Source organism: Lentzea sp. NPDC102401, assembly GCF_044765805.1.
Lineage (GTDB): Bacteria > Actinomycetota > Actinomycetes > Mycobacteriales > Pseudonocardiaceae > Lentzea > Lentzea sokolovensis.
On the sequence record NZ_JBIWKS010000026.1, the window covers coordinates 1 to 12780 of the forward strand.

General features: G+C 65.8%; 12 protein-coding genes and 1 pseudogene. 6 read left to right on the forward strand and 7 right to left on the reverse strand.

Annotated elements, in window-relative coordinates:
* Both ACIRG5_RS47325 and ACIRG5_RS47330 read left to right on the forward strand, forming a co-directional pair.
* A partial coding sequence (locus ACIRG5_RS47325; protein WP_402918008.1) for a hypothetical protein occupies positions 1-389 on the forward strand: 389 nt, incomplete at its 5' end.
* Positions 344-1123, forward strand: a complete 780-nt coding sequence (locus tag ACIRG5_RS47330) for a transposase family protein (RefSeq protein WP_402918011.1) — start codon at positions 344-346, stop codon at positions 1121-1123. The genes ACIRG5_RS47325 and ACIRG5_RS47330, both read left to right, overlap by 46 nt.
* On the opposite strand, the gene ACIRG5_RS47335 is transcribed toward ACIRG5_RS47330, so the two are convergent.
* From ACIRG5_RS47335 to ACIRG5_RS47345, 3 genes and pseudogenes are all read right to left on the reverse strand, one after another.
* Complete coding sequence (locus tag ACIRG5_RS47335) at positions 1102-1326, reverse strand: hypothetical protein (RefSeq protein ID WP_402918014.1); 225 nt, start codon at positions 1324-1326, stop codon at positions 1102-1104. The genes ACIRG5_RS47330 and ACIRG5_RS47335 overlap by 22 nt on opposite strands.
* A 31-nt stretch (positions 1327-1357) precedes the next feature.
* Positions 1358-2695 (reverse strand): annotated as a pseudogene (locus tag ACIRG5_RS47340) (IS701 family transposase).
* Between the two features lie 112 nt (positions 2696-2807).
* Positions 2808-3506, reverse strand: coding sequence for a hypothetical protein (locus ACIRG5_RS47345; protein ID WP_402918017.1), 699 nt, complete (start codon positions 3504-3506; stop codon positions 2808-2810).
* 128 nt (positions 3507-3634) lie between these two features.
* On the opposite strand from ACIRG5_RS47345, the gene ACIRG5_RS47350 reads away from it, so the two are divergent.
* Entirely contained in the window at positions 3635-5383 is a 1749-nt protein-coding gene (locus ACIRG5_RS47350; RefSeq protein ID WP_402918020.1) for an FG-GAP repeat domain-containing protein, read from the forward strand.
* Positions 5384-5393: 10 nt separating this feature from the next.
* Complete coding sequence (locus ACIRG5_RS47355) at positions 5394-6317, forward strand: hypothetical protein (RefSeq protein WP_402918023.1); 924 nt, start codon at positions 5394-5396, stop codon at positions 6315-6317.
* 528 nt (positions 6318-6845) lie between these two features.
* Here the strand turns inward: ACIRG5_RS47355 and ACIRG5_RS47360 are convergent.
* The 4 genes from ACIRG5_RS47360 to ACIRG5_RS47375 all read right to left on the reverse strand — a co-directional run bounded on the left by ACIRG5_RS47360 (position 6846) and on the right by ACIRG5_RS47375 (position 10091).
* Positions 6846-7352, reverse strand: a complete 507-nt coding sequence (locus ACIRG5_RS47360; protein WP_402918026.1) for a hypothetical protein — start codon at positions 7350-7352, stop codon at positions 6846-6848.
* Positions 7333-8487: a nucleotidyltransferase gene (locus ACIRG5_RS47365; protein ID WP_402918029.1), complete on the reverse strand. Its 1155-nt coding sequence runs from the start codon at positions 8485-8487 to the stop codon at positions 7333-7335. Before ACIRG5_RS47365 ends, ACIRG5_RS47360 begins: the two co-directional genes overlap by 20 nt.
* A gap of 23 nt (positions 8488-8510) precedes the next feature.
* Positions 8511-9716, reverse strand: a complete 1206-nt coding sequence (locus ACIRG5_RS47370) for an SAVED domain-containing protein (RefSeq protein ID WP_402918032.1) — start codon at positions 9714-9716, stop codon at positions 8511-8513.
* 129 nt (positions 9717-9845) lie between these two features.
* Positions 9846-10091, reverse strand: a complete 246-nt coding sequence (locus ACIRG5_RS47375) for a DUF2188 domain-containing protein (RefSeq protein ID WP_402918035.1) — start codon at positions 10089-10091, stop codon at positions 9846-9848.
* Between the two features lie 169 nt (positions 10092-10260).
* On the opposite strand from ACIRG5_RS47375, the gene ACIRG5_RS47380 reads away from it, so the two are divergent.
* Together ACIRG5_RS47380 and ACIRG5_RS47385 are read left to right on the forward strand one after the other, a co-directional pair.
* A complete protein-coding gene (locus ACIRG5_RS47380) occupies positions 10261-10596 on the forward strand; it encodes a hypothetical protein (protein WP_402918037.1) in 336 nt (111 codons plus the stop codon).
* 34 nt (positions 10597-10630) lie between these two features.
* Entirely contained in the window at positions 10631-11746 is a 1116-nt protein-coding gene (locus ACIRG5_RS47385; RefSeq protein ID WP_402918039.1) for an ImmA/IrrE family metallo-endopeptidase, read from the forward strand.
* Positions 11747-12780 lie beyond the last annotated feature (1034 nt).

The following is a 12780-nucleotide window of genomic DNA, read 5'->3' on the forward strand; positions in this document are numbered from 1 at the left end:
GTCCGCCAAGTCCGGAGCTGTGCAGCAAGGGTGATGCTGTCCGGCTCGCAGCGGATATCTCGCTGCCCCTCATCAACACCAACGCCAGGATGCGCTGCGACTTCCGAAACGGTGTGGCTTCCGCCTGGCTCGTGGGTTGGAGCGTCGCGCTCCAGGTTTTGGGCTGGTTCTTCGCGACGTTGTTCGTCGTTGGAGTGAGCCCTTTTCATCCTGACCTGGATGCGTTGGCGCGCAAGGGATGCCGATTGCAACCAGCAATGCTCGGCGTGTCGGTGCCCGGACGTGGCGAAGCCCCTGGTAGCAGAGCTTTCGACCAAGATCGTTCCGCACCCAGGGGCTTCACGTGTTGTTCTACCGTGCTGCGCTTCCGTTGTCACATCAGACCCTGACCTTCGTGTCCGGCCTGGTTCGCGCTCACCGCAAGCAGGTCGGGTCGGTGTGGCGCAAGCTCAACCCAGGACAGCAGGCACTGCTGGTGCTGGTGTACCTGCGCAAGGGCGAGACTTTCGCCGACGTGGGCGCCGGGTTCGCGGTGTCCACCACGACGTGCTGGCGCTACGTCAACGAAACCGTCGAACTGCTGGCCCAGCGGCCCCCGAAGTTGCGGGACGCGCTGCGGAAGGCGAAACGGCAGGGCCTGGCCTACGTGGTGATCGACGGCACGCTGATCCCGATCGACAGGATCGCCGCCGACCGCCCGTTCTACTCGGGCAAGCACAAGATGCATGGGGTGAACCTGCAGGTGATCGCGTCGCCGGACGGGACGATCCTGTGGGTGTCCGGTGACCTGCCTGGCAGCACCCACGACACCGCCGCGGCCCGGATCTGGAACATCCTCGCCGCCCTGCGCACCGCCGGGCTGATTGCCTTGGGTGACAAGGGCTACCACGGTTACGACGAGACCGGACGGCACGTGATCACCCCGTACAAAGGCCGCAACAAGCCCGAGTCGCAGAAGGACGCCAACCGCGCCCACGCCCGCCTGCGCGGCCCCGGCGAACGTGCCAATGCCCAGCTCAAGACCTGGCGCGTACTGCGCAAGCTCCGCTGCTGTCCCCGCCGCGCCGGCCGACTGGCCAAAGCCATCCACGTCCTACAGAACTACGAGGCCGCCACAGGATGAAAAAGGCTCAGTGTCACGAACGCGGTGCTGCCCCGCAGATCGATCCCTGCGGCGCCAGCCATGTTCAGTGCGATGACCTCTGCGTGGCGATGGCCGTCCTGCCCTTTGTGCGCAGCCACCAGAACCTCGTCGCCGCGGGCGAAGACGACACCGATTCTGGCTGTACTCGGGGATTGCCACATCTCCGCGATGGCTCGCTCCATGTGGTGCCTCGCAGTGGTTACATCCACCTTGTCACTCCGTCGTCCTCGCCGCGACCAACTCTGGATCTCCTAGTACTACAGCCGCAGGCCGTGATCTTTGAGTCGTCGCTGGTAGTGGCATTGCCGGGCGCGGTGTTGGCGGCGTCGTCGCCAGTGTGACCAGGCCTCGGTGTGTGAACGCGGGTGCGGGGTGAAGGTCAGGGTGGCATGCAGGTGCCTGATCTCGTTGACGCTCAACGGGATCATGCCGTCATCGGGGTCTGCAGAGCCCCCTTTTGTGTCTTCGCGGTGACCGCGAGGAAGGCGTGGGCGAGCATCGCGAGGGTGACGTGCCGGTACCAGGCGCCGTACTTGCGGACCTGGTAGTGGTCCAGGCCGACCTCGTTCTTGGCCGCCTGGAAGCATTCTTCGACCGCCCACCGGGTCCCGGCCACCCGGACCAGCACGTCCAGCGGGACCGGATCCGTTGTGTGGCAGAGGAAGTAGGCCAGCTCGTGGACGCCCTTGGCGTTACGGGTGAGCGAGCGGCGGATCAGCAGACTGTGGTGATCGCCAGCGTCGACCAGTGCCCAGTCATACAGCCGTGACCCCTTGGCGCCGTCGCCGCAGGAGCGGCGTTGCCAGGCCGTCTTCGGCACCAGCCGGCCCAACATGTCGGCCCGTCGTTTCCCCGCGGCCGTCGGGAGTTGCTGTGTGCACGGGATCGCCATGATGTAGGCGATACCGCGTTGTTCCAGCCAGGACCGCAGACCAGGGTTCTGGCCGTAGGCCTCGTCCGCGGTGAACCACGAGAACGGCACCCCCGCGTCCACTGCCCGCTCCAGCATGAGTCGGGCCAGTTCGGGCTTGGTCGCGAACTCGACCTCGTCGTCGATCCCGGCCTCCCGGCATCGGTCCCGGTCAGCGCACCAACCGGCCTCGGGCAGGTAGAGCTCGCGGTCGATCAGCGCACGTCCGTGCGGGGAGGCGTAGGTCAGGAACACTCCGAGCTGGCAGTTCTCGATTCGTCCGGCGGTGCCGGAGTACTGCCGTTGCACGCCGGCGGACTTGATGCCTTTCTTCAGGAACCCGGTCTCGTCGGCGACCAGCACTGCCTGCTCGTTCCCGAGATGGTCCACCACATATCCGCGCAGGTCGTCGCGAACCTTGTCCGCGTCCCACGCCGCGTGGTTGAGCAGGCGTTGCATGCCGTCCGGGGTGTCCTCGCCTGCCTGCTCGGCCAGGGTCCACCGTTCTTGCGTTCGGTCCGCGACAGCAGACCCAGCACATAAGCTCTTGCCCGCCTGCGGGTCTGGACCTGCGCGAACCGGCCTGCGAACCGGGCGAACAGGTCGTCGAACCCGGCCCGCCACGCGTCCAGGTCTAAGATCGGCAACGTGGCCACCGTTTCGCTTCGAGTCCCAACACACCTCGAAGTTGATCACGGTGGCCGTCTCACGTCGCCACGACATCGACCAAGATCACGCCATGCGGCTGTAGTACTAGGCCGAACCCGCGAAGTAGGCGGTGAGCACACCAACCTTGGCCGGCGCCGGGAAGTTCTCGTCCGGCGCACCGAGCGGACCGAATTCAACGGTCCATAATGGATCGTCGCGGTTAACCACCGGGCCGGTCCGCACCAGCACGTACTGCCCCTTCTGATCGCAGTAGTAGGCACCGTTGTAGCCGTCTGCGCGACCGCCCCACGAACCTCCGTTGCGGACTCTGCAATGGGCGCCGTTGGTGAGTTCCAGTGCCCACGGCTGAGCGTCTGCGGCGGCAGGTACAGGTGGCACCTGCTTGTCCGAGACGACCCGGCGCAACACTCGGTCCCAAGGATCTGTACCGCACAACAGAGTTCGGCGGTCACGCTGCACCCAGCACACGTCCGCACCAGCAGCGGCCGGCCCACATGCGACGACGTCCGTGCCGACGGAGACGTGCGATCTGCCGCACCCCGACACGGGTTGACTGCCTGCGGCGAGGGTGAAGTCGCGCGCGGCCTCGCCCGCTGGGTCGACTGCGACGACCATGACCACCTTCGTGGTCGCGGCTGGTGGGTCCTCGGACGGCGGGGCAGAGGTGGCGATCGGCGATGTGGCAGGCGGCGTGGTCTGCTCATGGTGCGGCAGGACGACGACGATCGCCGCCGACAGCACGACGATCAGTGTGAAACCTGAGAGCAGCAGGCCCTTTCTCATGGGGTGTCCATAGGTTCTGTTCCGCGATCCGTTACCGCTCTGCGCCATTCGGGTGCAGTGCGTCCGACGGTGAAACACCCGATCGGATGGGACCGAAATGGCGGGTACCGGCCGGAGAGGAGTCGCTGATGGCGAGTAGGCTGATCGTCGCTGTGCTCCTGCTTGCGATAGGTGTCTGTTCTGCCGGTGAGCCGCAGCCGGTCAGCGGCGCTGTCTACTCCTACGTCACCTCGAACGAGGTCGTCGTTATGCGGGGGGCGAAGGCGATCGTTCGGTGGTCCCGGCCGCAGAACGGCAAACTCAGCCGTGTCGTGTGGACGGCCGACGGGCGGCGAGCGGCATTCCTGACCGGCGACAAGAACCGCGAACTGATTGTCGTGGATGTGTTCGAAGGTCGGGTCCGCACCCTGAAGTGCCTGCGCTGCACGACTCTTGCGGCGATGAGTGGCAGCAGAGTGCTAGTGGCGGAACGTTCGGAGAGCTGGACTGACGACTCGTACTTCGGTGGGTTGCTGCGGTTCGACCTCGCGCGTGACGAACCACCGGTGCAGCTTCCGGACATGCTGCCCGGACTCCGCTACGTCGCGCTGTTCTCTGGGGCGGACGAGACGCTGCTGATGGGTGTGGACGGTAACACCGAGGCCTACTACCGAGTGCGCGTGGATGGCAAGTCGGAACGCCTTGGCAGCTGGAACAACCGGCGCACCGGCCGGGACGGGAAAACGTTTCACCGCGGCCTGCGTGAGGCCGTCCAGACGGGCGACGTCGAGGGGCGCACGATCCACGCGATCATCGGGGCGTTCGGGAAGGCCGGTGAGTGCGAGAGCGCCGGCGAGGTCTTCGTTGCCGTTCCGGACAGAAACGCGTTGGTGGGCACCGACTTCACCGCGGCCGAACCGAAGGACACGTCCGTAGCCGCGAGTGTGAACGTGCTGTCTACGTGGTGGGACAAGGAGAACCGGCTTCATTCGGCCGTGCATGCGAAGACATGTGACGGCGATCGATCAATGCTGGACTCGACCGGCGAATGGTTGCTCGATCGTGGGCGCTGGACCCAGGTCTCCCACGAACTGCTGTTCAGCGTGCGTCTGTTGACCGACGGGGCCAGCGCGGTGGCCACACTGCGCGACTCGGGTTCCGCGGACGCGGTCCTTGAACTCCGGCACGGCGACCGCCGGGTGCACGTCGCTGACGGCGTTGAAGCAGTGGATGCACCAGCCGCGTTCGGGCGAGGAGATGTAGCCGACGACTTGTGTGCGCCGTCCGACGCCGTGTGCCTGGCACAGGTCGGCGGCACGATGGTGATCGGCACGGCCCGCGCTGATCTCGATGGTGACGGCGCTGCTGACGAGGTGTCCGTTTCGCAGTCCTGGCCGAGCGCCGGGACGCTCACACTGACAGCCGATGTTGACCTGGGGGACAAGACCGTCCGCACGATCTTGCCCCAGCAGATGACCGCCGTGCAGTGGCTTGGCGCAGCCGATATCACCGGAGACGGACGGGCCGAGCTGTTCGTGCCGTTCAGCAACGGCGCGCATACCACGATTATCCAGATGTACGAGTACGCCGACGGATCCTTCCACCTCATCGACGGTGATCTGAAGGAAGTCGCGATCGGTCAGGCGATCTACGAGAGCTCCGGCTTTACCTGCATGGACGCCGGCATCCGCGTCAGCCTCGCATACGCCGACTGGAGCGCCACCGACCTGCGGCCAGCTGGCTTCGTGCTGCACGAGACCACCTACGTGCCAGACCAGTCTGGTGTGCTGCGCAAAGCAGACGTGCACACCACGAAGATCACGGATGCCGAAATGCCGGCGTCACTGCAAGAACAGGCTGGCGCGCACTGCCCTGGCATGGCGCGGTTCCCTCACTAGGATGGTGAAAATGGGCAAGAACCGGCGGCGGCAGGTGGCCCGGCGGCAAACCGAGCAGCAGCAGGAGGAGCCACGGCGGCGCCGCGCAGTGAAGTGGATCGTCGGCGCCGTGCTGGCGGCGGTCGCGGCCCTAGTGAGCGCGGCGTTCACGGGTGTCTTCACCCAGACTGTCCACCCCCAGGGCATCGGTGACGAGGTGCGTGATCTCTTCCGGCCAGGCACGGATCTCCGGATCACTTTGCTGAACATGGGGCGCCCTGGCGGCGGGTGGTCCGCTGTCCTACCCACCGATGTCACTCTTCCCTCTGACGAGCACACCCGGCCTGGGCCGCTGCTCGGATGGCCTGAGGAAATGCAGAAGGCGTGGCTTGACTCGGGAGCGTTCATGCTGCGCGGCGTCGTGCTGCAGGTGGAGGTGGAGGGCCTGCGCAACCAGGAGATCACGCTATTCAACGTCCGGCCGTTGACGAAGATGGAGCAGATGCCGCTGGGTCACGTGGTCGACTTTGGCAGTCAGGGTGGCGACGCGCTGCGGATGGTGTTCTCGCTCGACGAGGTCAACCCAATGGCCAGGATCGTCGACGAGCAGTCGCCAAAGGGCAGGGCGTTCTTCGAGGAGAAGCGCATCGGATTGACCGACGGGCACAAGGAGTCGTTGTCGCTGGCGTTCATGGCCATGCGTGCCGCGTACTCGTTCGACATTGCCTTCGACTACGAGATCGGTGGCGAGAAGCGCACGCAGATCCTCAAGCGCGACGGTCAACCGTTCCGAGTCGCGCCGTCGATCTGCGCGTCCGAGGACCGGGACAACAAGCTGACTGCTGAAGACCGCGCCCGATTCGCAGGCCTCCGGTACCGCAGCGCGGTTCGGTCGAATTTCAACACGATCCCGTACAGCATCGAAGCCGTGCCGCCCGAGAAATTCTGCGGCTGATCACTCTTCGTGGCGCCCGAACGCGCCGGGGTGGCGGCCGATTACCCAGCTTGATGTACAGGTCAGACTGCTGGTCCATGACGCCGGGATCGACGTCGTGAAGATCCCGCCGCAGTGTGCGCGGGCGAACCTTCCAGGCGTGCATCGTCGCCACCGCGACGATCCGGGCACCGTCCGGGGTGAACGCCACGCCCTTCACCGCCTCGCGTGGCCCGGTCAAGACCGTGGGCGCGTCGCCGGCAAGTACGCGGCAACTTGATCAACGAGTGCGTACCTTAGGCAGCCTGATGGTCAGATCAGGACTCGCTAGACCGCGTTTGCCTCCCACAGGCCTAGAGCCTTCCTGGTCGCCCGCCGGAGCACCGCACAGGCTTGATCGTCGTCGTCGGCCTAGCCGCTCCGTCCCGAAGGTGGCCGAGCCGTCCCAGGCCGAACGCGATGGCCGTATCAGAACTCGATCAACGAGGTCGACGACGGTGCGCGGGTGACGCGCACGCTCCATTTCTTGAGTGGTAGGCGGATCACCTACTACGCAACGGAAGCAGGAGGATCGGTCACCGACGCGGCCGGCTGGCCTGCCCGCCCCGTGTCGCTACACGCGATGGCCACACCAAGGCCCTCCTGATCAACGCTCGGCCAGTCGCCTCCGCCTGTCCATGCACCGGTGACCAGCCAGATCTCGTAGTGGAAGAGCCACTCGCTGGCCCACGGCAGGATGCTGCCGGCGACGGGCATGTCGGTCTTCCACTCGCCGGGCTCGTACAGGCACAACCTGCCGTCGGTGTAGACGTGCGGTAGTCCTTGCGCGCCGGGGTGCAGACGCAGAACAGGTGTGATGACCTCGACGACCGGATCGAGAGGCGGACGGTGGGTGATCCTGACGGTGTACCGGCGTGACACGGGTGTGGGCTGAAGGTCCACGATGCACGTCAGCACACCTCGCCGGATGCGGCAGCGGCTGCCGCTGACCGCCCGGCGGATGCCGAACGCGTGTTGTGCCGCGGTGAGGACCGCCCTACCGCTGCGTCGGACCATGGAAGGTGTGCTTCCAGATAGGGGGAGCTGATGCGCTCGTCGCCATGAGCGCGCCCGCCTTGCGGGACATGCCAAGCTTGCCCGCATCGCGGAACTGTTTGGCCTCCAGGCCCATGCGCTGGGCCGACTTCCTCAGCAGTCCGAGGTCGAAGGACTCACTGAGCCGGTCGACCAGGTGGTCGAGGCCCCGCCCGGCGGTGTCGCCGGCGCTGTTCAGGTCGGCGGCGAGGACATCGAGCCACGACCGGAACTTCTCGTGGCGCTTGTTGGGCTCGTTCCACTTGTCGGCGAAGTTCTCGAGTTCGTGGGCCGGGTTGGGCACCCACAACTTGTTGCCGACCTCGATGATGTGGTCCGGCATGCGCGTAATGGCGTTCAGCGCGGCCGTGAACACATCCGTCTCGCCGGAGTACGCGTGGGCGGCCAGGGTGGTGATGATGACCGATGGCGGACGGTCGTCGAGGTCATCGATGAAGTGGTTGGCGCAGTGCCACTTCAGCACCTGAACCATGCGCTGCAACGTGGTGCGGACTGTCCAGTTCGGAACCGCGGGGACGCCCGCCTCCTCGGCTTTGGCTTCCAGTGCACGGATCATCTCGGCGGACTGGTCGCGGAACCACTCCGCGTAGCCCTTCGGGTTGCTGTGGTGCCACGGGCGCAGCTTCAGGTCGGTGAGCAGGATGCTGTCCGGCGGGTAGTCCTCATCGACCACACACGGCACGACGTCGAGGTGAAAGCCGTCGTAGCCGAGGGTCCAGCAGCGCCGGCACTCGTTGATGGACAGGATGGGGAGGTCGTCGCTGTCGTCGTCGGTCTTCAGCTTCTCGTAGGCCGTGAGCATGTTGCCGACCTCGTTCTTGAGCTTCTCCTGGGTCGTGCTGGTCTTGCTGATCGCCTTGTGGCAGACGATGTCGATGTCGTACTCCCCGTCCTCGTCGGGAGGGCGGATCATGGTGCCGAGAGTGATCGATCCTTGAGGATGGACGGACCACAGGTCGCCGCCCTGGTCGAGCAACGACTCACCCACGTCCTCGTAGCAGGCGATGGTCTTGTCCAGAAGCTCGTCGGGAATGTCGAGTTGCTCGACGCCACCTGTCAGCAGCTGGGAGATGAGTTCCTCTGGGGAGTCGGCCATCGAACGGGTGCTCCTTGCACAGGTCAGAATTCGGTGCTGGTGGCGAAGATGTAGTCGGATGAGCCGGGCATGCGGTCGTAGATGTGCAGCGGCGGATGCGCTGCGTGCAGGAGGTGGCGGCCGATGGTTATGGCCGCAGGCGGAGGCAACGCCGGGAAGATCGGGATGGCCGGGGCGCCAGGATGATCGACCTCGATCGTCGACAGCAGGGTGCGCCACGCCTGGGAGAAGCGATCCAACGTCGCCTGGGTGTTGATGAGCTCAGGCGTTGGCAACGCCGACTCGGGTCGCAGCTCGTAGATCGAGTGGGTGTCGCGTACGCCGCTCGGGAGCCGGTCGACGTCGACGCTTCCGGAGATCGAGCACAGCACAGCGACGCGCGACGGATCGCTGCCCGGCCGCAGGAGATGTGAGGTGAAACGGGTCGGCTCGCCCAGTTCGTCGAAGCCCCAGACCGGCTTGCCTTCGCGCCGCTTTGGGTAGAGGTCGACCTGCAGCATCTTGTCCAGGTAGGTACCCAGCAGCACCAGAACGGGGATCCTGGCCAACGCGAACACCGAGACGTGGTTCACCGACTCCTTGCGCACCTGCGTGCACAGATGCCTCAGCCGATCTTCCAGATGGCTACGCGCGGCCGCCCAGTACGCCGGGCTGCTGGCCGGCTCACCGGGGATGGCGCGAAGGTCGATCTCGAACTCATCGGCGCCGCGCAGGATCCAGTCGGGGAACCGGTTCTTCGCCAGCAGCGCCGTGGTCACGCTGGAGGAGGTGAGCTCGACCGGTCGGCCGTGGATGTTGCCGACGACCCGCAACACCGTCGTGCGGTTGTCGTGATCGAGGCCGGTCAGCCTGCGGACGCGTTCCTCGTGGTCGCGCTTCATCGCGCGCAGCGTGTCCACGTCGAACACCTCCCACAGGCTCTTGTGGTCGATGACTCGATGCTGGTCGTGGCACAGGAGCATCAGGTTCTCCGCCGAGTTCCGCTCCTCGACGGGCAGGTCGTGGTCGCCACGCGGCGAACCAGGGGCGGTGGACCAGCCGACGATGTGCGCCAGCTGGCCGATCGGCACCTCCTGCCCGGTGGCGCCGTCCTCCATCAGGTACCGGTTGCAGATCGTGCAGCGGCCGCCGGCCCTCACCCAGACCTGCCGGGCGACGGCCTCGGGGACGGCGCGGGTCTCGCCCCTGGGCCCGACCGCCCTCGTAGCCGACGGGGTGCCGTTGCCCATCCGCGCACCTTCCGGTTGATAGACATGTCTGTGTGGATGTGCGGCGCGACCAGGCGCGTCCGAGGCGGTCAGCAGGGACTTGAACCGCGTACGTCGGACGGGTGCCCGTCCGATGTACGCGGTGGACGTTCACCTGCGGTCGCGAGGTGGGTTCGGGTCGTTGCCGGGAGCAATGGTGTCGCTGTCCCTGATGTGGCCGTCGCGACCGTGAATCCGCAGCTCGCCACCACCCGCGTTGCCGACGATCTCCCGGCCGCGCGCGATGGCGTCGGCCTGGGTGTCGTGGTGGCTGCTCGCTCGCGAGGATCCGGGAGCGACGACGTCCCAGCCGCCACGCTCGTTGTTCGGCACGACGTGCCGCTCGTTCTCGGTCACTTCGGTGACCTCCAGACTTAGGTAGGGCCATGTCGACCATCACGGCATGACCGCCGAACAGTACCGGAGGAGTTCTGTTTACCCAGTGGGTGCATGAAACGTCCATCCAGGACAGAGGCTAACATGGTGTCTCCGGGTGTACGGAACCCGCAGGAGGCCGAGGTGTCGGGTGAAGATCTTTTTCGATAGTTCTGAGCTCGCACGCGTCTGCAACGACGACGGGGAGCGGGCTCAGGTCTACGGCGAGCCGCTGGCCTCGACCCTGCGCAGGCGCCTCGGGGAGATTTCTGCTGCCTCCCACCTGGCTGAGCTGCGGCGTTTCCCGGCGGTGCGGCTGAGGCAGGACGCCACGCGCGGTGACGGATCGTTGCTCGTCGCGCTCGGGCGTGTCGCGGATCTTCGGGTGCGGCCTCGGTACGATCCGCCTCCGATCTTGCCGGACGGCCGGCTCGACGAGTTCGAAGTGCGGGAGCTCGTGGTGGCGGCCATCGCGGTCGCGGCATGACCACGCAAGGAAGTCACCATCTGAGAGGTATCCGATGACACTCGGCGCCGAACCGCTCGAGTACGTCCCTCAGTCGTCGGCTTCGCCGGGGGAGACGCTCAAGGAGACTCTCGAGGAACTGGGCATCACTCAGGCCGACTTGGCTCGCCGGACCGGGATCTCGACGAAGCACCTCAACCAGATGATCCAGGGCACGGCGGTTCTGACACCGGAGACCGCGGAGGTGCTCGAGCGAGTCACCGGTTTGCCTGCGGTCGCGTGGAACCGGCTTGAGGCTGCATGGCGTGCGCAGGCGGTTCGGGCGTCGGAGGACGTGAAGCTCGGCAAGCACCTGGACTGGCTCGACAACTTCCCGTTGGCGGAACTGGTCGTCAGGAAGATCCTGCCGGACAAGAAGAAGTCGGTGCAGAACCTGCGGCGCTTGCTGAACTTCTTCGGCGTCGCTGATCCCGGTCTCGCTGAAGAGCTGTGGGCGGGTTACCAGGTGGCGTTTCGCAGATCTGCGAAGATCGAGCCCAACGACTATTCGGTGCTCGTGTGGCTGCGCCACTCGGTGCTGCGCGCCCGCCAGGTCGAATGTCAGCCGTTCCGCCGGGACGAACTGGTCCGGTCGCTGCCGGAGATACGCGCCCTGTGCCGCCGGAATCCGGAATCCTGGCTGACGGAACTGCCCGCGTTGTGCGCACGTGCCGGTGTCGCGCTCGTGTTCATGCCGGCCATGCGGGGCACCCACGTCTCGGGAGCGACCAGGTGGCTCACCCCGGAGAAGGTCCTGATCGCCCTGACGGACAGGCACAAGAAGGACGATCGGTTCTGGTTCACGGTCTTCCACGAAATCGGGCACGTTCTCCTGCATGGCAAGCGGCTCACGTTCCTGGATGGGGATCCGTTGAAGTACGACGAGGATCCAGCGGAGGACGAGGCGAACCGGTTCGCCGCAGAGATGTTGATCCCCACACGCTATTCGTACGACTTCGAGCGGCTGCGGGGTCGGCCCAGGCCGTTCACGAAGATCGAGGAGTTCGCCGAGATGGTCGGCATCTCACCGGGCGTGGTCGTCGGCCGTCTCCAGCACGACGGTGCGCTGGCGTGGTCGGAGGGCAACGGCCTCAAACGAGGGTTCGAGCTGATTCTCGACGAACTGGTGTGACGGCAGGGCATTGGATCTCGGCAGCGAGGCGGTCGCTCACCGGGACCACGCGACACGCGAGGAAATCGCCGGAATCTCTGTCTCCTAGCGCGAGCGACGATGACGTCCCGTGGCCGACCTCAGCCGGTTCGGGAATGCCGAGCGCGAACCGCGGTTGTCTTCCTCGCAGGAGTAGGGAGGGTCTCTCCCCGACTCGAGATCGCGTCGAGCACAGTCGGGACATCGTTGGCGAAGTGGGGCGTTTTGTAGGTGGCCATGTCGACGCCGAGGACGATGATTGCCGATCGGGCGTAGTGGACGCCCTTGCGCCCAGCGGTTGACGCCATGAACGAAAAAACGGCTGAGGATTGAAGAATCCTCAGCCGTTTGATCAACTCCGATGTCCGAGGACGAAGTCGCACACTATTCACCCATGTAGCCCTTCCTGGGCCTGGTTAGGCTGACCTGGCCCGTCAGCACATGAGGCCCGTCCCGCGCTGTCACGCGGGACGGGCCTCACACGTTGGGTCTGAAGGCCGCTACCTGCAGCGGTTGGTCCGCAGGGGACGTGGGACAGGTTGTGTCACCTGTTCCCATCGAACACGGGACCTTCGCGTCGCCCAGCTGCCCATGGCGAGATCGCGCGACCGGGACAGGCAGGGTGGCGTGTGCACCAGTTCCTTCCTTCTATGTCATGACGCCTCTTGCGAGTCCTCTTCGTGCGGGTGTTGGCGGCGATGCGGGCGCAGACGCGGTTGCAGGGCCGGTTTCTAGGTGGTCGTCTGCCGTATGGGAATCGGCTTGTCGATGGGGGCTGGCACCCCAACCCGGTGCATGGGCGGTGGGATCGGAGGGTGCAAGTGTTGGCGCCGGCCCTATCCGGTGGGCACACCCATGACGTGCCCGCGATCAAACTCGTGGGCACCTCACTGCGACTCGGCCTGTACCCGGCTCAAAAGATTCGTCAGTTGCCACGCTCAGATCACGTGTGACCATTCCTGCACGCCGTCGTGCGTACGGAGCAGGGCGCCCAGCAACCAGTGATCACGCGACTC

Coding starts and splice junctions, on each gene's coding strand:
- ACIRG5_RS47345 (WP_402918017.1), bottom strand. CDS start 3,506: ATGAGAAAGGGCCTGCTGCTCTCAGGTTTCACACTGATCGTCGTGCTG.
- ACIRG5_RS47385 (WP_402918039.1), top strand. CDS start 10,631: ATGACACTCGGCGCCGAACCGCTCGAGTACGTCCCTCAGTCGTCGGCT.
- ACIRG5_RS47350 (WP_402918020.1), top strand. CDS start 3,635: ATGGCGAGTAGGCTGATCGTCGCTGTGCTCCTGCTTGCGATAGGTGTC.
- ACIRG5_RS47370 (WP_402918032.1), bottom strand. CDS start 9,716: ATGGGCAACGGCACCCCGTCGGCTACGAGGGCGGTCGGGCCCAGGGGC.
- ACIRG5_RS47360 (WP_402918026.1), bottom strand. CDS start 7,352: ATGGTCCGACGCAGCGGTAGGGCGGTCCTCACCGCGGCACAACACGCG.
- ACIRG5_RS47365 (WP_402918029.1), bottom strand. CDS start 8,487: ATGGCCGACTCCCCAGAGGAACTCATCTCCCAGCTGCTGACAGGTGGC.
- ACIRG5_RS47355 (WP_402918023.1), top strand. CDS start 5,394: ATGGGCAAGAACCGGCGGCGGCAGGTGGCCCGGCGGCAAACCGAGCAG.
- ACIRG5_RS47335 (WP_402918014.1), bottom strand. CDS start 1,326: ATGGAGCGAGCCATCGCGGAGATGTGGCAATCCCCGAGTACAGCCAGA.